The sequence below is a fragment of the Amycolatopsis acididurans genome (genome assembly GCF_012328925.1).
Taxonomy (GTDB): domain Bacteria; phylum Actinomycetota; class Actinomycetes; order Mycobacteriales; family Pseudonocardiaceae; genus Amycolatopsis_E; species Amycolatopsis_E acididurans.
In genome coordinates this window covers 157,436-181,971 of record NZ_JAAXLS010000005.1, presented here as the reverse complement: position 1 = coordinate 181,971, position 24,536 = coordinate 157,436, and the positions used below count along the sequence as shown (strand labels likewise).

Here is a 24,536-nt window from a genome sequence, read left to right as displayed (position 1 = left end):
GCTGAACAGCAGGATTAACGCGGTTATCGTCGGTAGGTATGGAGGCCCTCGCGGAGCTGAGAGGGGTCACCGATGCGGTGACTTACGGTGAGCTGGCCACCTTGCGGCGGAAGCTGTGGGCCGACGAGGACGACGCCTACCGGTGGTTCGGCCAGTACCTTCCCGCCGCGCCGGAGCAGCGGCACGAGATCGAGGCCGAGTTCGAGGCGAACGTGCGGCACGTCATCGACAGCGGGGGCCCGCTCGGGCAATGGTGCGCGAAGCTGCGCGAGCTGATCGCCCCGGTGATGCCGCTGGAACGGCTGCTGGCGACCTGTCCAGCGCTGGAGCATCCGGTCATCTCGCCGAACGTCGCGGCCTGGCGGGTGCTGGCCCGCTTCGGCGGCGTGTTCGAGGTCGACCACGGCTGGGCCGCGGTGCCGGACCTCGCGACCGCGGTGGCCACCACACGCGAGGCGATCGGCGGGCTCGCCGAGTCGCTCACCGCGACCGCCCCCGCCGAAACGCTGGCCGCGCACGGGTTCAGGCTGACCGACGACGAGCTCGTCCGGTGGCTGTGGCACTGCGGCTACCGCGCCACCGAGCCCGAACTGCATCAGCCGCGCCGCAGCCTGCACCGCGCGTTCGACCGGATGTCGGCGGGAAAGCGGACCACCAGGGGCCCGACGGCCACCGACTCCGTCGCCGAACTGCTCGCCGCGTCGGGAACGCCGCTGCATCTGGACGAGATCCTGCGAAGGCTCGAACGCCGCTACAGCAGGGGCCCGCTGTACAACCGGCTCAACGCCGACGCGCGGTTCGTGCGGGTCGCGCCGAGCACGTTCGCGCTCGCGAGCTGGAACGTCGAGCCCTACTCCGGCCCGGGCGGATCGAGCACCGAGAACGCGGTCCGGCTCATCGAAGCCGAAGGCAGGCCCTTGCATCTGGACGAGATCAGGGCCCGCCTCGACAAGGCCATCACGCGTGAGGGTCTGCGCAACGCGCTCAACGCCACCTCGAAACTCGTGCGCGTCGCGCCGTCCACCTACACGGTCAGGCGTTCGGATTGAGCACTCGCGCCAGGAACTCGCGCGTGCGCTCATGCCTCGGCTCGACGATGACCTGGTCCGGCCTGCCCTCCTCGACGACGACCCCGTCGTCCATGAACGCGACCTTGTCCGCGACCTCACGCGCGAACTGCATCTCGTGCGTGACCACGATCATCGTCATGCCGTCCGCGGCCAGCCGGCGCATCACCCCGAGCACCTCACCGACCAGTTCCGGGTCCAGCGCCGAGGTCGGCTCGTCGAACAGCATCAGCTTCGGCCGCATCGCCAGTGCCCGCGCGATCGCCACCCGCTGCTGCTGCCCGCCGGAAAGCTGGGCCGGATAGGACTTCTCCTTGTCCGCCAAGCCGACCCGGTCCAGCAGCTCGCGTGCCCACTCCCGCGCCGCGGTCCTGCTTTCGCGGCGCACCTGCACCGGCGCCTCCATGACGTTCTCCAGCGCCGTCATGTGCGGGAACAGGTTGAACCTCTGGAACACCATGCCGATGTCCTTGCGCTGCACCGCGATCTCCCGGTCGCGCATCTCGTACAGCTTGTCGCCACGCTGCCGGTAGCCGACCAGCTGACCGTCCACGTACAGCCGCCCGGCGTTGATCTTCTCCAGGTGGTTGATGCACCGCAGCAGCGTCGACTTGCCGGAACCGGACGGGCCGATGAGGCACGCGACCTCACGTTCGTTGACCTCGAAATCGATGCCCTTGAGCACTTCGAGTCGGCCGAAACTCTTGTGGATCCCTTGCGCCTGAACGATGGGAGTCACCGCGTCGCACCTCCCCCCTTACCGAACCGGAAACCGAGCATCCGGCTCGCCCACGTCGTGCGCTCCGCCGCAGCCCGCGAAGTGCCGCGCGCGAACCGTTTCTCGATCTGCATCTGGATCAACGTCAGCACCGAGGTCATGAACAGGTACCACAGCACCGCGACGATCAGCAGCGGCGCGATCCGGTAGTTCTGTGCGTAGATCTGCTGCACCGAGGTCATCAGCTCGAAGTAACCGATGACGACCACCAGCGACGTGGTCTTGAGCATCGCGATGGTCTCGTTGCCGGTCGGCGGGATGATCACGCGCATCGCCTGCGGCAACACGATGCGCCGCAACGTCTTCGTGCGTGACATGCCGAGCGCGCTGGCCGCTTCGAGCTGCCCGGCGTCCACCGACAGGATGCCGCCGCGCACGATCTCCGCCATGTACGCGGCCTCGTTGAGCCCCAGCCCGAGCAGCGCCGCGGTGAACGGCGAGATCAGGCTGTTGGTGTCGGCGGCGACGAACTCGGGCCCGAACGGGATGCCGAGGCCCAGCCGTGGGTAGAACAGCGCGAGGAAGTTCCAGAACACCAGCTGCGTGATCAGCGGGGTGCCGCGGAACAGCCAGATGTAGACACCCGCCGCACCCGAGGCCAGCGGGTTCGGCGACATCCGCATCACCGCGAGCAGGATGCCGCCGACCACGCCGATCACCATGGAGATCACGGTGAGGATGAGCGTGTTCTGCAGGCCGCGCAGGACGCGGTCGTCGAACAGGTAGTCGCCGACCACGCCCCACTGCATGTTCGAGTTCGTGATCACGCTGCGGATCACGAGTACCGCGACGAAGGTGATGACGACCCCGGCGACCCAGCGGCCGTAGTGCCGGACCGGAACCGCCTTGATCTCCTCGGCGCGGGTCTGGTGCTGTGTCTCGGTCATGGATCAGCTGGCCGGGTTGATTTCCGCCTTGGCGATCGCGCCCGAGGTGGACAGACCCCACTTGGCGAGGATCTTGGCGTAGGTCCCGTCGTCGATCAGCGCCTGCACCGCTCCCTGGACGGCCTGCGCGTAGGTGCCCTGGCCCTTCTTCAGCGCGATGCCGTACGGGGCGGTGTCGTAGGGCTGGCCGACGGTTTCGACGGCGCCGTTGGTCTGCTTGATCGCGTAGTCCACGACCGGCGAGTCGGCCAGCATCGCCTGGCTGCGCTTGGTCTGGACCTGCAGGTTCACGTCGGTCTGCTGCTGGAACTGCTGCATGTTGATGGCCGGCTTGCCCGCCTTGGTGCAGTCCGCCGACTTCGCGGTCAGATCGTCCACCTGCACCGTGCCCTGCTGCACGGCGACGTTCTTGCCGCACAGGTCGTCGAGGCTGATCTTGTCCGGGTTGCCCTTCGGCACGGCCAGCGACGTGCCCGCCGAGTAGTAGGTGACCATGTCGACGGTCTGCAGGCGCTCGGGGTTGACCGAGAACGACGACATCGCCAGCTCGTACTGGCCGGAGCCGAGACCGGCGAGAATGCCCGAGAAGGCGGCGTTCTGGTACTCCATCTGCAGGCCGAGCTTCTGCCCGATCGCGTTGCCGAGGTCCACGTCGAACCCGGTGACCTTGCCGCTGGAATCGACGAATTCGTTGGGCGCGTAGCTCTGGTCCTGCCCAACGACGATCTTGCCGTCGGCGGCGATCGCCGGCGGCACCATGGCCGCCAGTTTCGCGTCCTTGCTCACGGAAGGCACCTCGGGGGCGGCGCTGCTGCTGGGCTGGCTGCCGCCCGAGCCGTTGCCACCCGCGCCACAGGCCACCGACAGGCCCGCCAGCGCGAAGGCCGGAAGCAGGGCAAGCGCCTTGATGTGTGTTGCACGCGCCACGTTCGTCACTCCTAGTAGGTCATACCGTGTGAGTCCACGCATACTGCCACTCGGACGGGACCTCTCGCAGCATCAGGGAGGTCACGGCGTGATGTCGGACTACCTGGAACGCCCGGGTAACGAGCGGCTAACACGACGGTTACCGCGACGGCGCCGCCGAAACTCCACCGTCCGAATTGGACATCAGGGAGCTTCGGGCGTCTCAGCCGTTCGCGTGGGCGTCCAGTACGTGGGCGACCGCCTCGGTGAGCCGCTGCGCCTGCCCGAGGTGCAGCCACTCGTCCGGCACATGCGCGTTCGAGTCGGGACCGAGCGCGCCGGTGACCAGGAACTGCGCCTGCGGGTACTTCTCCGCCAGCAGCCCCATGAACGGGATGGAGCCGCCGAGGCCGGTCGAACGCCACGGGGCGCCGAAGACCTCCTCGCTCACCTGCTCCAGCACCGCCGACAGCCACGGCGCCGGGTCGGGCGCGTTCCATCCGTTCGCGTGCTCGACGCCCGAGAGCTCGACCGTCGCGCCGTAGGGGACATCCGTGGTCAGTGCCTTCTCCACCGAGTTGAGCGCCGCCGCCGAATCGGCCGTGGGCGGGAGGCGGAAGCTCAGCGCGAGCGTCGTCGAATCGCGCAGCACGTTGCCGGCGTCGGCGGGCAGCGGGAAACCGGCCGCACCGATCACCGACAGCGTCGGCCGCCAGCTGTTGTTGAGCGTCAGCTCCAGCTCGTCCTCCGACACCGGGCGCATGCCGCCGTACAGCGGGAAAGCCGACTTGACCGCGCCGGGCGCGACCTCCACCGTCGCCGCCGCTTCGGCCCGGCGGTTCTCCGGGATCTCGACGTTCAGCTCGGCCAGCTTGATCTCGCCGGTATCGGCGTCCTCGAGCCGGTCGAGCAGCTGCCGCAGGATCCGGAACGAGCTGGGCACGATCCCGCTCGCGAGTCCCGAATGCTGAGCCGAGTCCAGCACCCGCACCGTCACGTGCGCCTGCGCCAGCCCGCGCAGGCTCGTGGTCAGCCACAGCCGTTCGTAGTCGTTGCCGCCCGAGTCCAGGCAGATCACCAGCGACACCTCGCCGAGCCTGCCCGCCAGATGCTCCAGGTACCGCGGCAGATCCGGGCTGCCGGACTCCTCGCCCGTCTCCAGCAGGATCACCGACCGCGCGTGTGTGCCACCGGCGGCGTGAATCGCCTCAAGGCTCGCCACCGCCGCGTAGCCCGCGTACCCGTCGTCGGCCGAACCGCGGCCGAACAGCTTGCCGTCGCGCAGCACCGGCGTCCACGGGCCGAGCCCCTCCGACCAGCCGCCGACCGGGGGCTGCTTGTCGAGGTGTCCGTAGAGCAGAACCGTGCCACGGTCCTCGGCGCCGGGCGAGGCGGGCACGTCGATCAGCAGCACCGGGCTGCGGTCCTCGAGCCGCACCACGTCGATCGTCGCGCCCGGCAGGCGCCGGCCCGCGATCCAGCCCCGCACGTGCTCGACAGCCGCGTTCAGATGCCCGTTCTCCGCCCAGTCCTGGTCGAACGCCTGGGACAGCGCCGGGATCCTGACCAGGTCGGACAGGCTGGGCAGGACCTCGTTCCGCCACAGGCTGGACACGGTTTCGCGCACGGTTGTCTGTTCCACGGCCGCCATTCTGCCAGCGCGCCGATGTGGCGCAGGTCACGCCCGATGAGCATCTCCCGGACCGGGGCCGGTACGCGCGGCACAACCGGCTGGTCACACCGCGTGTGCATGCCCGACTCTCGGCACCCCCACCTTCGGTAGTCCTACGGTTTTCGCAGCTCAACGACGGTTTCCGGACAACAAATCCGGAGTCGTGACTCACCGGAGAGGGCCCGTTCGTGTCAGGATTACGACGTAAGCCGTCACGGCCGACGGTTACCCCGAGCGCTTCGGACCCGATGCGCGGGTGGCCGCCGGTCCCAGCCGGTGAAGTCGCCACAAGCGACCTCCCGGCGCTGACACGTCAGGAGAACACGCGCATGTCGTCCCCAGAACAGTGGACGCACCCGGAGCCCGGGGAAGGACCGGCCGCACGAGCGGCACAACCATCCCGGGAGCAGGTGATCGCTGGTTTGCGAGCTACGAGCGAAGGTGGCGCTGAGCTGACTCAGCTGCTGACCCCCGAAGGCGAACGAGTCCCCGCCCCCCTCTTCGACAGCTACGTCGAGGATATCGACGGCACGGCACTACGCGGGCTCTACCGCGACATGGTGCTGGTGCGCCGTGCCGACCGCGAGTCCAACGCCATGCAGCGCCAGGGCCAGCTGGGCATCTGGGTTCCGCTGCTGGGCCAGGAGGCCGCGCAGATCGGTTCCGGCAGGGCACTGAAACCGCAGGACATGGCCTTCCCCAGCTACCGCGAGCACGGCGTGGCCTACACCCGCGGCGTGGACTTCCGCGAGCTGCTGGGCATTTTCCGCTGCACCGACCACGGCGGCTGGGACTTCAAGGCCCACGGCTTCCACCCCTACACGATCGTCATCGGCAACCAGGTGCTCAACGCGGCCGGGTACGCGATGGGCCAGAAGTTCGAGGGCAAGGTCGGGGATGACGACGGTGAGGCCACCATCGTCTACTTCGGCGACGGCGCCACCAGCCAGGGCGACGTGCACGAGGGCTTCGTGTGGGCCGCGGTGTACGACGCGCCGCTGGTGTTCTTCTGCCAGAACAACCAGTGGGCGATCTCCGAACCGACCGAGCGCCAGTCGCGGCTTCCGCTGTACCAGCGCGCGCGTGGCTACGGTTTCCCCGGCATCCGGGTGGACGGCAACGACGTGCTGGCCTGTCTCGCGGTGACCCGCTGGGCACTGGAGGAATGCCGGCACGGCAACGGTCCCGTGCTGATCGAGGCCTACACCTATCGCATGGACGCGCACACCACGACCGACGATCCGACCCGCTACCGGCTCTCCGACGAGCTGGAGGCGTGGAAGCTCAAGGACCCGATCGAGCGCGTGCGCGTGCATCTTGCCCGTAACGGACTGGCCGACCAGTCCTACTTCGACCAGGTGCAGGCCGAGGCCGACGCCTTCGCCGCGGACCTGCGCGAGTTCACGTTCAACATGCCCGAACCGCCGCCGGACCGGGTTTTCGACAACGTCTATGCCGAACCATCTCCCGTGCTGGAGGCACAGCGGGCCGAGTACCTGTCCTATCTGGACGGATTCGCGACGGCGGGTGAGCGATGATGGCCGCACCAGTGAAGTCCGAAATGGACGTACGGTCCCCGGTTCAGTCCCTGACCATCGGCAAGGCGCTCAACCTCGGGCTGCGCGCCGCGATGGAGGCCGACGACAAGGTCATCATCCTCGGTGAGGACGTCGGCAAGCTCGGCGGTGTCTTCCGTATCACCGACGGGCTGCAGAAGGACTTCGGCGAGCAGCGCGTACTCGACACCCCACTGGCCGAGTCCGGCATCATCGGCACCGCGGTGGGGCTGGCCGTGCGCGGGTTCCGCCCGGTGTGCGAGATCCAGTTCGAGGGATTCATCTTCCCCGGTTTCGACCAGATCTCCAGCCAGCTCGCGAAGCTGCACTACCGGTCGCAGGGCCGGGTCAAGGTGCCGGTCGTGGTGCGGGTGCCCTACGGCGGCGGGATCGGCGCGGTCGAGCATCACTCCGAATCGCCGGAGTCGCTGTTCGCGCACATCGCCGGGCTCAAGGTCGTCTCCTGCTCGAATCCGGCCGACGCGTACTGGATGATCCAGCAGGCCATCTCGTGTGACGATCCGGTGCTGTTCTTCGAGCCGAAACGGCTCTACCACAACGGACAGCTGAAGTCCGATGTGGACACCGCGAATCCGGTGGGCCCGCTGTTCGCCTCGCGGGTGCTGCGGCAGGGCAGCGACGCGACGCTGGTGGCGTACGGGCCTTCGGTGAAGGTGTGCCTGGACGCGGCCACCGCGGCAGCCGAGGAAGGCCGTTCGCTGGAGGTCATCGACCTGCGCACGATCTCGCCGCTGGACCTCGGCCCGGTGTTCGAGTCGGTGCGCCGCACCGGCAGGCTCATCGCGGTCAGCGAAGCGCCGTCGGAATCCTCGGTCACCTCGGAGATCGCGGCCCGTGTGCAGCAGGAATGCTTCTATTCGCTGGAATCGCCCGTGCTGCGGGTGACCGGCTTCGACACGCCGTATCCGCCGTCGAAGCTGGAGGAGCACTACCTGCCCGATCTCGACCGGGTGCTGCACGCCGTCGACCGATCACTGGGGTGGTGAGCGGTGCCGGACTTCAAACAGTTCCTGCTCGCCGACACCGCCGAGGGCCTCACCGAGGCCGAGATCCTCGGCTGGCGCGTCCAGCCGGGGGACGTCGTGTCGGTCAACCAGATCGTGGTCGAGGTGGAGACCGCGAAGGCCGCCGTCGAACTGCCGATCCCGTGGGCGGGCAAGGTCACCGAGCTGCTCGTGCAGCCGGGCCAGACGGTCGAGGTCGGCGCGCCGATCCTCACCATCGACGTCGATCCCTCGGGCGCCGCGCCGGCCATGAACGGTTCGGCGCCCGCCGCCGAGGACGAGGAGATGAAACCCCTCGTCGGCTACGGCTCGAAGACGGTCGCGGCGAAACGCCGCGCGCGTAAGGCGCCCGAGACACCCGCGCCGCAGGAGCCGGCCGTTCCGGCGGCGCGCGGCGGATACGTGCCGCTGGCGAAACCGCCGGTGCGCAAGCTCGCCAAGGACCTCGGGGTGGACCTGACCGCGCTCGCCGGATCGTCCGACGGCGTGATCACCCGCGAGGACGTCGAACGCGCGGCCGCCCCGCCGGCACCCGCACCGGTGAGCGGCGCACGCGAGCGGCGGGTGCCGATCAAGGGCGTGCGCAAGGCGACCGCGCAGGCGGTGGCGGCCAGTGCGTTCAGCGCGCCGCACGTCACGGAGTTCCTGACCATCGACGTCACACCGATGATGGAGTTCCGGGAGCGGCTCAAGAAGCACCCCGCCTTCGCCGGCCTGAAGCTGACCCCGCTGGTGTTCGCGGCGAAGGCCGTGTGCCTCGCCGCGAAGCGGACCCCGGACGTCAACGCGACCTGGGACGAGGCCGCGGGCGAGATCGTCTACAAGGACTACGTGCACCTCGGGGTCGCCGCGGCGACCCCGCGCGGGCTCGTGGTGCCCAAGATCCGGGACGCGGACGCGATGTCGCTGCGGGAGCTGGCGGTCGCGCTGGAGGAGCTGACGGCGACCGCCCGCGACGGCAAGACACCGCCCGCGGACATGCTGAACGGCACGATCACGATCACCAACGTGGGCGTGTTCGGCGTGGACACCGGCACCCCGATCATCAATCCCGGGGAGGCGGCGATCCTCGCGTTCGGCGCGATCAAGGACATGCCGTGGGTCGTCGACGGCGAGCTGGCCGTGCGCAAGGTGCTGCAGCTCGCACTGAGCTTCGACCACCGGCTGATCGACGGGCAGCAGGGTTCGCAGTTCCTGGCCGACGTCGGCGCGATTCTGGCCGATCCGGCGATGTCGATGACGTACTGAACCACGAGCGGGGAGTCCGGTGCGCGGGCTCCCCGCTCGTTTTTATCCGCTTGACGGAGTGAGAACTCACTCCGCATAGTGGTCGGTATGAACTCCACGGGGACCAAGCGGCGCGCGCCCGCGATGAGCCAGGAGCAGCGCCGCGAGATGATCGTCCGTGCCGTGCTCCCGCTGGTGGTCGAGCACGGCGCGGCCGTCACCACGGCGCAGATCGCGCGTGCCGCGGGCATCGGCGAGGGCACGATCTTCCGCGCGTTCAAGGACAAGGACGAACTCATCCAGGAGTGCGTGCTGGAGGCACTGCGCCCGGACGACGCGCTCGGGCTCATCACCGAGATCCCGCTGGAGGCGCGGCTGGAAACCAGGCTCGCCGAGGCCGCCGACGCATTGCGCGCCCACCTCGACCGGATGGGGGCGCTGATGGCGTCGCTGCACCAGTCCGGACAGGCGAACAACCTGCGCAAACGGCACCGCGGCGGGGACCGGGCGGCGTCGGTCACCGCGATGCGCGAAGCGGTCGCGGAGCTCTTCGAACCGGACAAGGACACGCTGCGCCTGTCGCCACAGCAGTCGGCCGCGATGTTCCTGGCGCTGCTGTTCAACCGGCCGCGCGACGAGCACACCCCGGACGTCGCGCAGCTGATCGACGTGTTCCTGCACGGGGCGGTGGTGGCCAGATGATGCACGGCGGCGGCATGCCGGGCACCGGCCTGCGCAAACGGCTGCGCAAGGCGAGCAGCACGGTACCGGACAGCGGGCTGACCGGCCCGATCGACATCCCGGACCCCAAGCAGGACGACCAGCCCAAGGATCTGCGTGCCAGATGGCACCGGCTGCGCACGAACGTCGCGGGCACGGTGCGCGGCCTGCCCAGGGTGATCAGCCTGACCTGGCGGGCGAGCCCGCCGATGACGATCCTCATCGCACTGTCCACTTTGATCAGCGGGTTGGTGCCGACGGTCACCGCCTACATCGCGAAACTGTTGCTGGACGCCGTCGTCGCGGCCGTGGCCGGGCACGGGTCGACGAACCGGATCGTCGAGATCACGCTGTTCCAGCTGGGCGTCTTCACGCTCACCGCGCTGAGCACCGCGCTGACGAACGTCGCGCAGCAACTGCTGCAGGAACGGATGACACTGACCATCCGGCACCAGGTGATGGCGCACGCCGCCAAGCTCGACCTGGAGTTCTTCGAGGGGTCGGAGTCCTATGACCTGCTGCGGCAGGCCTCGCAGGAGGCACCGTCGCGGCCGGTGTCGATGATGACCTCGGCGCTGAGCCTGGTCCGCACCGCGATCACGTTCGCGAGCATGGTGGCGCTGCTGGTGTCGGTGAACCCGCTGCTGGCCGCGGTGGCCCTGCTGGCGCCGATTCCGGCGTTCATCTCGCAGTCGAAGTACGGGTCGCGCGCGTTCATGCTGGCGCTGTACATCTCCCCGATCCGGCGGCGCATGGACTACCTGTCGTCGCTGGTCACCACGGACACCTACGCCAAGGAGACCAAGGTGTTCGGGCTCGGCGACTACCTGGTCGACCGGTTCCGGCGGCTCGGGCAGACCTACTACGCGCGGGAACGGAAGCTGACCACGACCCGCAACGTCGTCGGCACGGCGTGGGGGCTGCTCTCGACGCTGGCGGGTTCGGGGATCGCGCTGTACATCGCGCTGGAGGCGGTGGCGGGCAGGCTCACGATCGGTGACCTGGCCTTGTACACGAGCGCCGCGACGGCGGTGCAGACCTCGGTGCAGGGGCTGTTCAACGGGTTCACGGGGATGTACGAGAACAATCTCTATCTCGACACGTTGTATCAGTTCCTCGGGACGCGGCCGGGGATCACGGCGCCTTCGCGGCCGCGGGCGCTGCCCTCGCCGGTGCGGGGGCACGTCGAGTTCCGGGACGTGTCGTTCAGCTATCCCGGCGCGGACGAGGCGGCGCTGGACGGGGTGAGTTTCGAGATCCGGCCCGGCGAGACGGTGGCCGTGGTGGGCCGGAACGGGGCGGGCAAGTCGACGTTGATCAAACTGCTGTGCCGCCTGTACGACCCGACGGCGGGGCGGATCCTGCTGGACGGCACGGACATCCGCGAGTTCGACCCCGACGAGCTGCGGGCCCAGATCAGCGCGATGTTCCAGGACTACGTGACCTACCAGGGGACCGCGGCGGAGAACATCGGGCTCGGCCAGCTCAGCGGCCTCGACGATCGCGAGCGCATCGTGGACTCGGCGCGGCGGGCGGGCGCGGCCGAGCGGCTGGAGCGGCTGCCGAAGGGGTACGACAGCCCGCTGGGCCGGTGGTTCGACCAGGGCGTGAGCCTGTCCGGCGGGGAGTGGCAGAAGGTGGCGCTGGCGCGGGCCTTCATGCGGGACGCGCCGGTGCTGATCCTGGACGAGCCGACCTCGGCGCTGGACGCGCAGGCCGAGCACGACCTGTTCGCGCGCCTGCGGGCGCTGGCCGCCGGCCGCACCACGCTGTACATCTCGCACCGGTTCTCCACGGTCCGGCAGGCGGAGAAGATCCTGTTCCTGGAACGCGGGAAGCTGGTCGAACAGGGCACCCACGACGAGCTGATGGCGCTGGGCGGCCAGTACGCGGACCTGTTCACGCTGCAGGCGGCGGCGTACGCGTGAAGGTAGCCTCGCCGGCATGAATCTCCACGTCGGCTGCGCGATGTGGAGTCATCCGTCGTGGGAGAACCGGCCACTGGCGCCACGGGAGCGGCTTCGGGCGTATGCCTCCTGGTGCAACGCGGTCGAGGGCAACACGACCTTCTACGCCACCCCGTCCGCCGACACCGTCGCCTCGTGGGTGGAGCAGACCACGCCGGAGTTCCGGTTCCTGCTCAAGATCCCCAAGACCGTCACACACGAGCGGCGGCTGGTGGACGTCGCGCCGCGGATGCGCGCGTTCCTCGACGCCGTCGAACCGCTGGGGCAACGGGTGCATGCGCTGTGGGTCCAGCTGCCGCCGTCCTTCGGGCCCGCCGATCTGCCTGCCCTCGCGTCGTTCCTGCGCAGGTTGCCGCGGGACTACCGGCGGGTGGTCGAGGTGCGCCATCCGGCGTTCTTCGACGATCCGCGAGCGCTCGAAGCGACGCTCGACGGCGCGGAGTGGGTCACCTTCGACACCACCGTCCTGTTCGGACAGCCGCCGGTCACCGAGGCGGAACAGGAATCCTGGCAGAAGAAGCCGCGGCTGCCCCGCCGGGCCGAGGCGCTCACGGCCCATCCGGTGGTGCGCTACATCGGCCGCGACGATCCCGAGCGGACCGCGCTCGGCTGGCGGCCGTGGGTCGACACGGTCGTGACCTGGCTGCGCGAGGGCCGCTCCCCGACCGTGTTCATCCACACCCCGGACAACGCCGAGGCACCGTCGCTGGCCCGCCGTTTCCACGACGACGTGCGCGAACGCCTCCCCGGACTCGCGTCGCTTCCCGAGCCCGTGCCCACGCAGCCGCTGACCCTTTTCTGACTGTGCGTCCGCCCGGAACCACTCGTTCGCGCTAACGTATGGCCCGGGCCGGCAGACCACCAAGGAGCACCAGATGAGTTGGCAGGACGAGCTGCGCCGTCTGGATGCCGAACTGGCCGGCGGCAAGATCAGCCTGCACGAGCACCGCAAGCAGCGCGACGAGCTGCTCGCCGCCGCCTCCGGTGGATTCGCGCCGTCACCGGTGGCCGCGCCGCTCAATCCGCCGCCGAGCACGCCGCCTCCACCCGAGCCGCCGCGCAAGCGCGAACAAGAACAGAGCGCCTCCGCCGCGCTGCTGGCCACCACGCGGCCCACCACCGCGCCGAGCCCGGCCGACGAGCGCCCCACCGAGAAGATGCCGTACCCACGCATCCACGAGGCCCCCACCGTCGTGACCAGGGCGATCGGCCCGCTGCCCGGCCTCACCCCGCCCCGTCGGTCCGAGGTGCCGCCGCTGCCCACCGTGCCGGTCCAGCGTCCCCGCCGGAAGCCCACCTGGCTGTTCCTCGCGCTCGGCGTCGTGCTGGTGCTCGCGATGATCATCGGCGCGACCGTGTTCCTCAACGCCCGCGACGACTCCTCGGCCACGGCCCCCACGCCGGCCAACGTCGCGCCCGCCGACGCGCTGGGCATGGCCGAAGCCAAGCTGCCCACGCTGCCCGGCGCGGCGAGCCCCGACAACGGCACGCTGGAGCTCGGCAAGGCGGTCTCGCTGCAGCTCATCACGCAGGCCGACGCCGACCTGATGAGGACGAGCGGCGCCGACAAGATCGTCTTCCGGGCCTCGGCCGACCCCGCGAACAGCCCGAACGGCACCATGACGATCGTGGTCCCGGCGTCCGCCCCGGCCACGGCCGACCAGCTCGCGATGGGCCTGCGCAAGGAACTGACCGGATACGGTTTCACGATGTCGCCGCTCGGCCAGTCCGAATCGGAACTCGCCTTCGTCGGCAGCAATCCGAGCGGGCGGGTCATGGCACTGTGGTACAGCTCGGGATCGCTCGCCGTCGGAATGGGCGTCTCGCAGCCGCTGACGGGTGACCCGGCCGAGCTCCGCAGCCGTCTGGACCACGTTCGTGCGCAGGTCACCGCCGCTTTGCCGGCGAGCTAACGCCTGCCCCGCGCGGGTAGATAACAATACGACCCGCGAATCCACACGAGGCCGCTGCCGTGCACAATGTGCACGTCGCATACACGTCGAGTCGCGGTTCGGCCGACTCGTTCGCGAAACCAAGAGATAGGGGGCCCCTGGTGTCCTGGCAGGAGGAGCTGCGCAAGCTGGACGAAGAGCTTGCATCCGGGCGACTCTCGGCGGACGACTACCGGGTACGGCGTGACCAGGTGCTGTCGTCGGCCGTCGGGCAGCCGGACACGCAGCAGTCCCCGTCGCCGCAGCAGAACGGCGGCAACAGCGCGGACTCGACACAGGTGATCGCGCCCGTCAGCCCCCCGCACGGCACGCCGCAGCAGCAGCCGCCCGCCGACAACAGCGCGGACCGCACGCAGGCGGTGCCGCCGTGGCAGCCCCAGCAGCAGCCCGCGGACGCCGGCCGCACCGAATACGTGGCGCCGCCGCAGGCGCCCTACTCGCCGCCACAGGGTTTCCCGCAGGCGGGCCCGGCCTCCCCCGCCGGCGGTTTCCCGCAGGCCCAGCAGCCGTGGAACGCACCCGAGTCCGACCAGAGTCCGCCGTGGGGCGGTGGCGACCTGCCGCCGCTGGTTCCCGCCGGTGACTCCGGCTGGGTGCAGCAGGGCCCGGAGTCGTTCGAGGACAAGCCGAAGAAGGGCAACGGCGCCAAGATCGGCGCCATCGTCGCGGCGGTCGTGGTGCTGGCCGGTATCGCGTTCGGCGCCTACATGCTGTGGGGCCGCGACAGCGGTGGCGCCGCGGAGCAGAACACCGCGACCCCGGCGCCCAGCTCGGTGCAGGCCCCGCCGGACCCGATGGCGGTCGCCGACGTTCCGGGCACCGCGGAGAACTACGACAGCATCAAGACCTTCACGCAGATCCCAGCGCTGAACTACCTCACCTCCGACGAGCTTTCGACGTACGAGACGGCGCAGGCCAGCGACGTGAAGTTCGTGGTGCACGACCTCGACGGCGGGGCCCGCGTGATCCTGATGCTGACCGAGGTGAACAGCCCCGCCGCGGCGCAGAACGCGGCGAGCCAGCTGCTGGCCACGCAGATCCGCAACGGCGCCACCCGCGTCAGCGGCACCCCGGCCGGCGTGCTCGCCTCCTCGGTCGACGCGAAGGACGGCGCACCCGCGCAGATCCGTGCCCACTACGCGCACGACAACGTGGTGGTCCGGATCGAGGTGACCGCTCCAGGCAGCCTGCAGACCGCGCGCACGAACTTCGACTCGATCCTCGACGCCCAGCTGAAGGCGCTGCCGAGCAATGGGTGACGCGCGCAGAGTCACCGCGTGCACGATCGTCGCGCGCAACTACCTGCCCGCGGCCCGTGTCCTGGCCAGGTCCTACCTGGACCAGCATCCCGAAAACGACTTCGTCATCGCGGTCATCGACGGCCACGAGGACGAGCGCGACGGGTACCGGGTCGTCGGGCAGGACGCGTTCGGCATCGACCGCGACGACTACCTGCGCATGGCCACGGCCTACTCGGTCACCGAGCTGGCCACCTCGGTCAAGCCCTATCTGCTGCGTGAACTGCGCCGCGAGTACGACGTGGCGATCTACCTCGACCCGGACATCAAGGTCTTCACGGCGATGCCGGAGATCGCGGAGCTCGCGATGGAGCACGGCATCGTGCTCACCCCGCACGTGCTCTCCCCGCTGCCGCGCGACGGGATGGAGCCCGACGAGGCCGTCATCATGGGCGCCGGGATCTTCAACCTCGGCTTCATCGGGGTCGGTCCCGGCTCCGGCGACTTCCTCGATTTCTGGGCGCAGCGGCTGCGTCACGACGCGATCGTGGCGCCGGAGCAGCAGCTGTTCACCGACCAGCGCTGGGTGGACAACGTGCCCGCGCTGTTCGGCCACCACGTGCTCACCGACCCCGGTTTCAACGTCGCGTACTGGAACCTGCACGACCGCCCGGTCAGACGCGAGGACAATGGTGAACTGACCGCAGGCGGGGCGAAGCTGCGGTTCTTTCATTTCAGCGGATACCGGCCGGAGACGCCGTGGCTGCTGACCTACTACTGCGCACGCAAACCGCGCGTGCTGCTCTCGGCCAACCCGGAACTGCGCGAGCTGTGCGACGCCTACGGTGCGGCGCTGCGCGAGGCGGGTTACGCCGAGACGCTGGAAGCGGTGCCCTACGGTTTCGCCGGTTTCGGGGACGGCACACCGCTGCCGAAACTGGCCCGGCGCGTGTTCCGCGAGGCGTGGATCAAGGCCGAGCGCAAGAAGAAGCGTCTCCCACCGCACGCCTACGGCGAGGACGGCGGCCGCGCACTGCGCGAGTGGCTGGCCAGCCCGGAGGATTCAGCGCAGGCGGCGTCCGGGCTGAACCGCGCGGCGCTCGCCGTCTGGGACGCCCGTGTCGATCTTCGTATCGCCTTCCCGCACCCGACCGGTGAGGACGCCGAGAAGTTCCGTTCGTGGTGCGTGTCCTCCGGCATCAACGAGGGCGAACTCGCCGAGTGGGCGCTGCCCGGTCGTCCGGTGGCCGCCCGCGCGCCGGTGGACGAGTTCGGCGTCAACCTGCTCGGCTATCTGACCGCCGAGCTGGGCGTCGGCGAGATGGGCCGGATCGTGCACGAGGCGATCGAGACCGCCGGGGTGCCGATCGCGTCGGTGGTCGAGGAACGCATCCTCAACCGCACGGATCTCGAGCAGCCCGAGAGCCTGGGTGACCCGCGGTTCCCGGTGAGCGTGCTCGCCGTCAACGCCGACCAGACGAGGGTGCTGCTCGGCACGCATCCCGAGGTCGGGCACGACCGCTACCGGATCGGCCTGTGGGCGTGGGAGACCGAGGACTTCCCCGCGTCGATGCACGAGGCGTTCGGGCTGGTCGACGAGGTGTGGACGGTCAGCGACTTCTGCCGCACCGCGATCGCCGAGCACTCACCGATCCCGGTCAAGACCGTGCCCGTTCCGGTGCGCGACCCTGGCGAACCGTCGCGTCCCGCCCGCGAGGCCGGTGAGCCGGTCCGGTTCCTGTTCGCGTTCGACTTCAACAGCATCGCGCAGCGCAAGAACCCGTGGGGCACGATCAAGGCGTTCCAGCAGGCCTTCCCTGGCCGCGACGACGTGCGGCTGACGATCAAGACCATCAACGCCAGGCAGCGCCCGTTCGAGGCGGAGCGGCTGCGCGCGGCGGCCGCGGGCGATCCGAGGATCGAGCTGATCGAGCGCTACCTGTCGGTGGCCGAACTGCATGAGCTCTACGACCGCAGCACCTGTTACGTGTCGCTGCACCGGGGTGAGGGCTTCGGGCTGACCGTGGCCGAGGCGATGGCCCGCGCCATGCCGGTCATCTCGACGGACTACTCCAGCACCACCGAGTTCCTCGACTCGACCACCGGCTGGCCGGTGCCCTACCGGCTGGTCCCGGTGGGCAAGGGCAACGACCCGTACGAACCGGACACCCGGTGGGCGGATCCGGACGTCGAGGCGGCCGCGGCCGCCATGCGCGAGGTCGCGGACGATCCGGAGGAGGCCGAGCGGCGCGGCCGGAACGCACGCCGGCAGGTGCTGCGCACGCGGTCCATGGCCGCCGCCGCGGAGTGGATGCGGCGCGAACTGCGCGGCGCACACGAGATCTGGCGTTCGCGCCAGGCGCACCGGCCGCAGGAGCCCGAGCACCCGCTGACCCCGGTGCGCAAGGCGGCGGAGGCGCTGCACTGGCGGCCGGAGCCCGGCGCGCCCGCGCGGACGCCGCTGGCACCCGCGCTGCGCAAGGCCGTGCTGCGCGCGATCGACCACTACGACGTGCACCAGCGCCGGGTCATGGGCGAGCTGCGCGACGCCACCGAGGAGACCACCAGCAGGCTGCTGTCCCGGCTGGAGTCCGTGGAGGCCCGCCTCGACGACGCGCAGCGCGCCGCGGAGCTGAGCCGCCGTTTCGACGACAAGCTGGACACGCTCAAGACCTCGGTCGAAAGCCGGCTGCGGGCGCTGGAGACCTCGGTCGAGTCGCTGCGCGACCAGACGCCCGGCCTCGATCTGGCGGTGCGCACCATCGAGGCCGACGTCAGCAAGCTGTCGGAGAGCTTCACCGGCGAGCTGGAGTCGGTCACCGCGCGCGTGCACGCCGACTTCTCGGCCCGCGACCAGCGGCTCGACCAGGACGAGGAGGCGATCAACCGAGTCTCGGTCGACCTGGGTGCGCTCCGCGACGCCGCCCGGCTCTCCCACGTTCCGATCCCACGCGACGCCGAGGTCGTGGTCAGCGACGTGGGTGCGCTGCTGATGCCGGTCGACGAGGTCATGCTTCCGTGGATCCAGTTCCACCGGTCCTGGGAGAACAGCGAGGCCGAGCTCATGTGCGAGCTGGTGACCCGGCATCCCGGCGCCATCCTCGACATCGGCGCGCACGTCGGCTACCACACGCTGCGGCTGATGCGGTCCTGTCCGGACGTCACGCGCGTGATCGCCGTCGAGGCCGATCCGCTCAACGCCCACTACCTGCGCCGCAACCTCGAGGTCAACCTGCCCGCCGCCGCGGTCGAGCTGACCACGGTGCTGCCGGTCGCCGCCTGGGACCACGCCGGCACCGTGCGGCTCACCCATCCGGAGGCCGACAACAGCGGCGACAACCGGGTCAGCGAGGACGGGCCGGGTATCGAGGTGCCCGCGGTCCGGCTGGGCGAGGTGCCCGAGGTGCGCGAGCAGCAGATCACCCTGATCAAGGTCGATCTGCAGGGCCGCGATCACCGGGCGCTGGCCGGGCTGGACGAGGTGCTGCGCCGCGACCGCCCGCACATCGTGTGCGAGTTCTGCCCGAGTGCGATCGAGGAACTCGGGGACGATCCCCATGCGGTGCTCGCCCGTTACCGCGAGCTGGGCTACCAGCCGATCGAGGTCGGCGACGAAGGGCCGGTCACCTACCCACAGGGTGACCGGGAGCTGATTCGCATCGCGCGGCGTAACGAAAAGGACTTCGTGACGCTGTGGCTCCGACCCGACCCCGCCTCGGCAGGGTGATTTTCCAACCGTAGAAACCACTCGGTGTTTCTTCGTTACACTCCCTACGGACTAAGTCGGTTCGACCAGCTGGGGGTGCGTGTTGGCCGAAGTCACGCCCTCCGAACCGGCGAAGAAGAACCGGATCGTCTTCATCGACATCGGCCGCGGGCTCGGCGCGCTGCTGGTCTTCTACAGCCACATCGCGCATCCCTGGGTGAAGGCCAAGGGCGAGCACGCGCCCTACATCGACTTCATCGAAGCGCTCACCAGCAACCCGATGCACATGTCGACCCAGGGCATCGGGCAGATCGCGGTGCCGTTCTTCTTCCTGGTCAGCGGTTTCGTGGTCACCCCGATCGCGCTGCGGCAGGGCACCGGCCGGTTCGCCGTGAACCGGCTGATCCGGGTGTACGCGCCGATGGTGTTCGTGGTGCTGCTGACCGCGCTGCTGATACTGGTGCACCTGCATCCGCCCGCGACGCCGGGACAGTCGCAGGAGCTGACGCCGCTGACCGTGCTGACCAACACCCTGCTGGTCAACTACCTGATCAACCCGCAGATCGTGCTGGTGCCGGTGGCCTGGACGATGATCGTCGAGGTCCTGTTCTACGTCATCCTGATGCTGCTGCTGCCGGTGCTGCGCCGGTGGGTGTGGCTGGCCATCGCCATCGAGATCACGTTCATCTTCGTGGTGATGACGAGCGGCAGGCAGCTCACCGCCGAGTACTTCCTGTTCGCGGTGAACGTGTCCTACCTGCCGATCATGATCATCGGCCAGGTCATCTGGGCGACCACGTCGAAGAAGATCCCGCTGTGGGCAGGCGGCGTGTTCGGTGCTCTGGCGTGGAGCCTGTACGTGCTCGGCGACGTCATCGACGTGGGCCGCGTGGACACCTCGTACAACCTCGCGATGGCCTTCGCGGTGGTGTGCTTCCTGATGGGCATCTTCGCCGAGCCGAAGCTCAAGCAGCGGCGGTTCTGGACGGCGCTGTCGGAACGCAGCTACTCGATCTACCTGCTGCACATGCTGGTCACGTTCGTGCTGCTGAACCTGCTGCGTCCGGCGGTGCCGCTGCCGCTCGCGCTGATCATCGTGATCGCGTGCGTGTTCGGCGTGGTCGAGGTGAGCTACCGGTTCGTGGAGCGGCCGAGCCACGCGCTCGCGCGCAGGCTGTCGCACAAGCCGAAGGACGGCGACAGCACGCCGAAGCCCATCCCGGTCAGCGCGGAGATCACCGTCGAACTCGCGCCCGTGTCCACGCACCGTCCCCGGCCGCGGCCGCAGCCCTCCGAGGAGCGCACGGTCGTGATGCGCCCGGTACCGCGCAATGGACGTCACGCGGCACCGCCGCGACACCAGCGGCGCGTTACACCTAACAGGTGACTTCTGGGCCTGTCACCCAACGCCCTCCCGCGCTGGAGCGCCTTCTAAGTGAGCATCGGGGGCGAAGGGAGGAGCTATGTGGTGGCAACTCGCCTTGGTCATGGCGGTGGGCGTCGTGTTCCTGGTGCGGCTCGTGGCTAACCTGCGCTCCCGGGGCTGACCAGGCCCGACTCGTAGGCCAGCACGACCAGCTGGGCGCGGTCGCGGGCGCCGACCTTGGTCATGATGCGGCTGACGTGGGTCCGCGCGGTCGCCTTCGAGATGACCAGGTATGCGGCGATCTCGTCGTTGGACAGCCCGCCCGCGACGAGTGCGAGCACCTCGCGTTCCCGCTCGGTCACCTCGCGCACGGCGCTGGTGTCCACACGGCGGTTCTCCGGGCGGTTGACGAACTCGGCGATGAGCCGTCGTGTCACGGTGGGCGCGAGCAGCGCCTCGCCTTCCGCGATGACGCGCAGTGCCCGTAGCAGGTCGACCGGCTCGGTGTCCTTGAGCAGGAACCCGCCGGCGCCCGCGCGCAGCGCCTCGTAGACATAGGAGTCGACGTCGAAGGTGGTCAGGACCAGCACTTTCGTGTCCACCAGCTCCGGGTCCGAGGTGATCCGCCGGGTGGCTTCCAGCCCGTCCACGCCCGGCATGCGCACGTCCATCACGACGATGTCCGGGTGGTGCTCCTTCGCCAGCGCCACGGCGCCTGCGCCATCGCCGGCCTCGCCGCACACCTCGAACCCGTCCTCGGTCTCCAGCAGCACCCGGAACCCGGCGCGGACCAGCGCCTGGTCGTCGGCCAGCACAACCCGGATCGTCATTTCTCCCCCGTTCGATCTTCGACGGGCAACGCGGCCCGCACCTCGAAGCCACCGTCGACGGCCCGCGCCGTCAACTCGCCGCCGAGCGCGGCCGCCCGTTCGCCCATGCCACGCAGCCCATTGCCGATCCTCGGGTCGGTCGCGTCCTTGCCGTCGTCGCGCACGACCAGCTCCAGCCTGCCGTCCTTGCGTCCGAAGTGGACGTCCACGGTGCCGGGCCGGTGCGCGTGCCGCACCACGTTGGTCAGCGACTCCTGCAGGATCCGGTACGCCGCCCCGTCCACCGGCGCGGGCAGCTCCCCCGGCGAACCGTGCACCCGCACGGTCAGTCCGGTGGCGCGCGTGTGCTCCAGCAGCTCGTCCAGCTGGCGCAGGCTCGGTGCCGGACCGAGCCCCTGGCCCGACCGCAGCACCGTCACCGTGGCGCGCAGATCGGCCAGCGCGGACGCACTCGTTTCCTTAATCGCCAGCAACGCCTCGACGGCCTGCTCCGGCCGCCGGTCCGCGATGTGCGCGGCGACTCCGGCCTGCACGTTGATCAGGGCCAGGCTGTGCGCGACGACGTCGTGCACTTCCCGTGCGATGCGCAGGCGTTCCAGTTCGCTCATCCGATGCTCGTGCTCGGCCGCCCGCTCCCGCGCGGCGCGGATCGCGGCGACCCGGTTGCGCACCGCCGTGCCGATGCCGATGACCGCGATCAGCCAGACGACGAGCAGCCCGGCGCGCGCGTCGTAGACCATGTTGCCGCTGGTCACCAGCCGCATCACGGTCGCGACCAGCAGCGTCGCCACACCCGCGATGCCGGCGACGAGCGGGCCACGGATCCTGGTCAGCACGAACAGGGCGATGGTGGGCAGCAGCATGGCGGGTCCGCCAGGGTAGGCCGACCAGTAGTAACCCAAGGTCAGCGCCGCGGTGGCGACGAAAACGAGCAGCGGGAAGCGGCGCGCGAGCAGCAGCGGCAACCCGGCCGCGACGAGCCAGCCGTAGCCGAGCGCGTCCAGCTGCCGCGCATGTGGCTGGAAATGCCCCGCCGCCGTGGTCACGCCGAGCACGAACGCCAGCGGCAGCAGCGTCAACAGCGCGTCACCCGCCCACCGGACACGCTCGCTTCGCCACACGACACAAAAGCTACGACAGTCGCCTGGCCGGCGCGTCCGCCCGGAAGCGGCTGTTCGGTTACGACAGGTGCTGTACGAGCTTCGCCGCGGTCTCCTCGTCGCCGGGAACGAACGTGGTGAGCCGGATTTCCGACCGGCTCCCGAACCACAGATGAGTCGTCTCGAAGGTGAGCGAGCCCGCTACGGGATGCCGGAACCGCTTGGAGAACGCGTACATGGGCTGCACGTCGTGCCGGTTCCACAGCGCGTCGAACTCGGACGACTCCCGGCGCAACCGTTTGACCAGCGCTTTCCAGGCCGGCTCGTCGACGTGTTCGGCCATCGCGGCCCGCAGCTGCGCGATGGCGCGCGGCGCGTTGCCCGGCCAGTCGAACATCCTGGCTTGCCACTCGGGATTGAGAAAGCACTGCAGGATCGAGTTGCGCTCCTCGAACGGCAGCCTGCCGACCTCGAACAACCAGTCGTAAGGCGCGTTGTGCGCCAGGATGTCCGTGCGCGCGTTGTAGACCGCCGCGGGATAGGGCGCGAGCTGGTCGAGGATGGCCCGGACGGCGGGTGAGACCGCGCTGCAGTCCTCGCGTTCGGTCGGTGCGACGGTCCCGGCGAGGGTGTACAGGTGCGCTCGCTCGTGCGGATCCATGTGCAGCGTGCGCGCGACCGCGTCCAGCACCTGCTCGGAGGCGTTGATGTCGCGGCCCTGTTCGAGCCACGTGTACCAGGTGACCCCGACCCCGGCGAGCTGCGCGACCTCCTCACGCCGCAGGCCCGGCGTGCGGCGCCTGCCCGCGACGGGCAGCCCGACCTGCTCGGGCGTGATGCGCTCGCGGCGGCTGCGCAGGAACGCGGCCAGTTCCCGGCGCCGGATGGCGTTGCGATCGGCCGGCATGGTGGTGGTCATAGTGCCAGTCTCGCGCCTCGCGCAGCCGGGTACCAGGTAGTGCCGATACCTGGATAAGTGACAACTGGTACCCGGCTCGTCGCGGGCGAAGCGTGGTTGTCATGGCCAATGACCTGCGGGACACCCGCACCCGACCGGTCCTTCTGCGCCGGGAGCTGGGCGGAGCCGGCCTTTTCACCGTGCTCCTCGGCGCCGCGCTGGCGCCCATCGACCTGTTCATCGTCAACGTCGCACTTCCCACCATCAATGCCGAGCTGCGCACCTCGTCGGCGGCGCTGGAGTGGATCGTCGCCGCGTACGGCGTCGCGTTCGCCCTGCTGCTCGTGGTCGGCGGGCGGCTCGGGGACGCCTTCGGCAGGCGGCGCCTGTTCATGACGGGGCTCTCCGCGTTCACGCTGACCTCGCTGGCCTGCGGTATCGCTCCGAACGCGACCGTGCTCGTGATGGCGAGGGCCGCGCAGGGGGCGGCCGCCGCCTTGCTTGTGCCGCAGGTGCTGTCGATCATCCAGGCCACCACGAGTGGCGAGCGGCGTGCGCGGATCCTCGGCTACTACGGCGCCACGGCCGGCCTGGCCATGGTCGTCGGCCAGTTGCTCGGCGGAGTACTGGTGTCCGCCGGCGGCTGGCGTGCCGTCTTCCTCGTCAACGTGCCGATCGGACTGGCGGGTGTGCTGCTGGCCCGGCACACGGTGCCGGAGACGCGTGCCGCGAACCCGCTCGGCGTGGACCGCTGGGGCACCGCGCTGCTGGGCCTGACGCTGCTGACCTTGCTGGTGCCGCTGATGGAGGGCCGCGCACTCGGCTGGCCGGCATGGTGCTGGGTGCTGCTCGGCCTCTGCCCGTTCGCGGCGGCGGTGTTCCTCGCGGTGGAACGGCGCATGGAGGCGGCCGGCGGTGTGCCGCTGCTACCCATGTCGATCCTGCGGGTCGCGAGCATGCGGCGGGGTCTCGGTATCGCCGTGCCGTTCTTCATCGGATTCGGCGGGTTCATGTTCGTCTACGCGCTGACCCTGCAGAACGGTCTGCGGCTCGGGCCGTTGGCGTCGGGGCTCGCGCTGTCCCCGCTGGCCGTCGCGTTCCTGGTCATGTCGCTCTACAGCAGCAGGATCGCGAACCGGCTGGGGCGCCGGGCGGTCGTGCTGGGCGCGAGCGTGCAGTTGCTCGGACTGCTGGTCCTCATCGGCACGGTCGCGATCGCGTGGCCGGACCTCACCGTGCTGCATTTCGTGCCGGGCACGTTGCTGTGTGGCGCGGGCCAGGGACTGACCGCGCCGACGATGTTCCGGGTGATCCTCTCGCGCGTGCCCGGCGAACTCGCGGGAGCGGGCAGCGGCGTGCTCACCACGACACAGCAGACCAGCCTCGCGCTCGGCGTGGCGATCCTCGGCACGGTGTTCGCCACGTTGGGTGGCACCCCGGCCGCGTTGATCACGTGCACCGCGATCCAGGCGGCGCTGGTCGCGGCCATCGCGGTGGCGGCGAACCGGCTACCCGACCCGCGCGGCTGAAAAATCTCGTTCAGGATCGGGCACGCGGAGCTCGCGATCGGCACTGTCCGATGTGGGCGCAGCGGTGCGAGCAGAACCCGTTCGGGCGCACTGCCGAGTGCGTGGACAACCA

At 69.8% G+C, this 24,536-nt stretch carries 19 protein-coding genes; 12 read left to right on the top strand and 7 right to left on the bottom strand.

Features of this window, described 5'->3' with window-relative positions:
• Nucleotides 1–38: 38 nt before the first annotated feature.
• Nucleotides 39–1,049 carry a hypothetical protein gene (locus tag HFP15_RS10995; protein ID WP_168514296.1) on the top strand — a complete coding sequence of 337 codons (1,011 nt, stop codon included), beginning with the start codon at nt 39–41 and terminating at the stop codon, nt 1,047–1,049.
• On the opposite strand, the gene HFP15_RS10990 is transcribed toward HFP15_RS10995, so the two are convergent.
• From HFP15_RS10990 to HFP15_RS10975, 4 genes are all read right to left on the bottom strand, one after another.
• Nucleotides 1,033–1,806: an amino acid ABC transporter ATP-binding protein gene (locus HFP15_RS10990; protein ID WP_168514294.1), complete on the bottom strand. Its 774-nt coding sequence runs from the start codon at nt 1,804–1,806 to the stop codon at nt 1,033–1,035. The genes HFP15_RS10995 and HFP15_RS10990 overlap by 17 nt on opposite strands.
• Complete coding sequence (locus HFP15_RS10985) at nt 1,803–2,732, bottom strand: amino acid ABC transporter permease (RefSeq protein ID WP_168514292.1); 930 nt, start codon at nt 2,730–2,732, stop codon at nt 1,803–1,805. Before HFP15_RS10985 ends, HFP15_RS10990 begins: the two co-directional genes overlap by 4 nt.
• A gap of 3 nt (nt 2,733–2,735) precedes the next feature.
• The gene (locus tag HFP15_RS10980; protein ID WP_312871532.1) at nt 2,736–3,659 is read right to left on the bottom strand and encodes an ABC transporter substrate-binding protein; all 924 of its coding nucleotides are present in this window, start codon (nt 3,657–3,659) and stop codon (nt 2,736–2,738) included.
• 202 nt (nt 3,660–3,861) lie between these two features.
• Entirely contained in the window at nt 3,862–5,289 is a 1,428-nt protein-coding gene (locus HFP15_RS10975) for a M20/M25/M40 family metallo-hydrolase (protein ID WP_168514290.1), read from the bottom strand.
• A gap of 350 nt (nt 5,290–5,639) precedes the next feature.
• Between HFP15_RS10975 and pdhA the strand changes: the two genes are divergently transcribed.
• The 10 genes from pdhA (at nt 5,640) to HFP15_RS10925 (ending at nt 20,088) form a co-directional block, all read left to right on the top strand.
• A complete protein-coding gene (gene pdhA, locus HFP15_RS10970; RefSeq protein ID WP_168514288.1) occupies nt 5,640–6,848 on the top strand; it encodes a pyruvate dehydrogenase (acetyl-transferring) E1 component subunit alpha in 1,209 nt (402 codons plus the stop codon).
• On the top strand, nt 6,848–7,873 hold the full coding sequence (locus tag HFP15_RS10965; protein WP_168514286.1) for an alpha-ketoacid dehydrogenase subunit beta: 1,026 nt from the start codon (nt 6,848–6,850) through the stop codon (nt 7,871–7,873). The genes pdhA and HFP15_RS10965 overlap by 1 nt, the downstream gene beginning before the upstream one ends.
• Before the next feature lie 3 nt (nt 7,874–7,876).
• Nucleotides 7,877–9,139, top strand: a complete 1,263-nt coding sequence (locus HFP15_RS10960) for a dihydrolipoamide acetyltransferase family protein (RefSeq protein WP_168514284.1) — start codon at nt 7,877–7,879, stop codon at nt 9,137–9,139.
• 123 nt (nt 9,140–9,262) lie between these two features.
• Nucleotides 9,263–9,820, top strand: coding sequence for a TetR/AcrR family transcriptional regulator (locus tag HFP15_RS10955; RefSeq protein ID WP_168514544.1), 558 nt, complete (start codon nt 9,263–9,265; stop codon nt 9,818–9,820).
• Entirely contained in the window at nt 9,820–11,766 is a 1,947-nt protein-coding gene (locus HFP15_RS10950) for an ABC transporter ATP-binding protein (RefSeq protein ID WP_246271606.1), read from the top strand. The genes HFP15_RS10955 and HFP15_RS10950 overlap by 1 nt, the downstream gene beginning before the upstream one ends.
• Nucleotides 11,767–11,782: 16 nt before the next feature.
• Nucleotides 11,783–12,607 (top strand): DUF72 domain-containing protein, encoded by an 825-nt coding sequence (locus HFP15_RS10945; RefSeq protein ID WP_168514282.1) that lies wholly within the window; start codon nt 11,783–11,785, stop codon nt 12,605–12,607.
• A 73-nt stretch (nt 12,608–12,680) separates the two neighbouring features.
• Nucleotides 12,681–13,718: a hypothetical protein gene (locus HFP15_RS10940; protein WP_168514280.1), complete on the top strand. Its 1,038-nt coding sequence runs from the start codon at nt 12,681–12,683 to the stop codon at nt 13,716–13,718.
• A gap of 140 nt (nt 13,719–13,858) precedes the next feature.
• Nucleotides 13,859–15,016 (top strand): hypothetical protein, encoded by a 1,158-nt coding sequence (locus HFP15_RS10935; protein ID WP_168514278.1) that lies wholly within the window; start codon nt 13,859–13,861, stop codon nt 15,014–15,016.
• Nucleotides 15,009–18,722 (top strand): FkbM family methyltransferase, encoded by a 3,714-nt coding sequence (locus tag HFP15_RS10930; RefSeq protein WP_168514276.1) that lies wholly within the window; start codon nt 15,009–15,011, stop codon nt 18,720–18,722. The genes HFP15_RS10935 and HFP15_RS10930 overlap by 8 nt, the downstream gene beginning before the upstream one ends.
• A gap of 79 nt (nt 18,723–18,801) precedes the next feature.
• Entirely contained in the window at nt 18,802–20,088 is a 1,287-nt protein-coding gene (locus tag HFP15_RS10925) for an acyltransferase family protein (protein ID WP_312871531.1), read from the top strand.
• A 137-nt stretch (nt 20,089–20,225) separates the two neighbouring features.
• Here the strand turns inward: HFP15_RS10925 and HFP15_RS10920 are convergent, their stop codons facing one another.
• The 3 genes from HFP15_RS10920 to HFP15_RS10910 are packed head-to-tail and all read right to left on the bottom strand — an operon-like array spanning nt 20,226 to nt 22,916.
• Nucleotides 20,226–20,897, bottom strand: a complete 672-nt coding sequence (locus HFP15_RS10920; protein WP_168514274.1) for a response regulator — start codon at nt 20,895–20,897, stop codon at nt 20,226–20,228.
• Nucleotides 20,894–22,018 carry a sensor histidine kinase gene (locus tag HFP15_RS10915; protein WP_168514272.1) on the bottom strand — a complete coding sequence of 375 codons (1,125 nt, stop codon included), beginning with the start codon at nt 22,016–22,018 and terminating at the stop codon, nt 20,894–20,896. The genes HFP15_RS10920 and HFP15_RS10915 overlap by 4 nt, the downstream gene beginning before the upstream one ends.
• A 58-nt stretch (nt 22,019–22,076) precedes the next feature.
• A complete protein-coding gene (locus tag HFP15_RS10910; protein WP_168514270.1) occupies nt 22,077–22,916 on the bottom strand; it encodes a helix-turn-helix transcriptional regulator in 840 nt (279 codons plus the stop codon).
• A 101-nt stretch (nt 22,917–23,017) separates the two neighbouring features.
• On the opposite strand from HFP15_RS10910, the gene HFP15_RS10905 reads away from it, so the two are divergent.
• A complete protein-coding gene (locus HFP15_RS10905; RefSeq protein ID WP_168514268.1) occupies nt 23,018–24,424 on the top strand; it encodes an MFS transporter in 1,407 nt (468 codons plus the stop codon).
• Nucleotides 24,425–24,536: the final 112 nt, after the last annotated feature.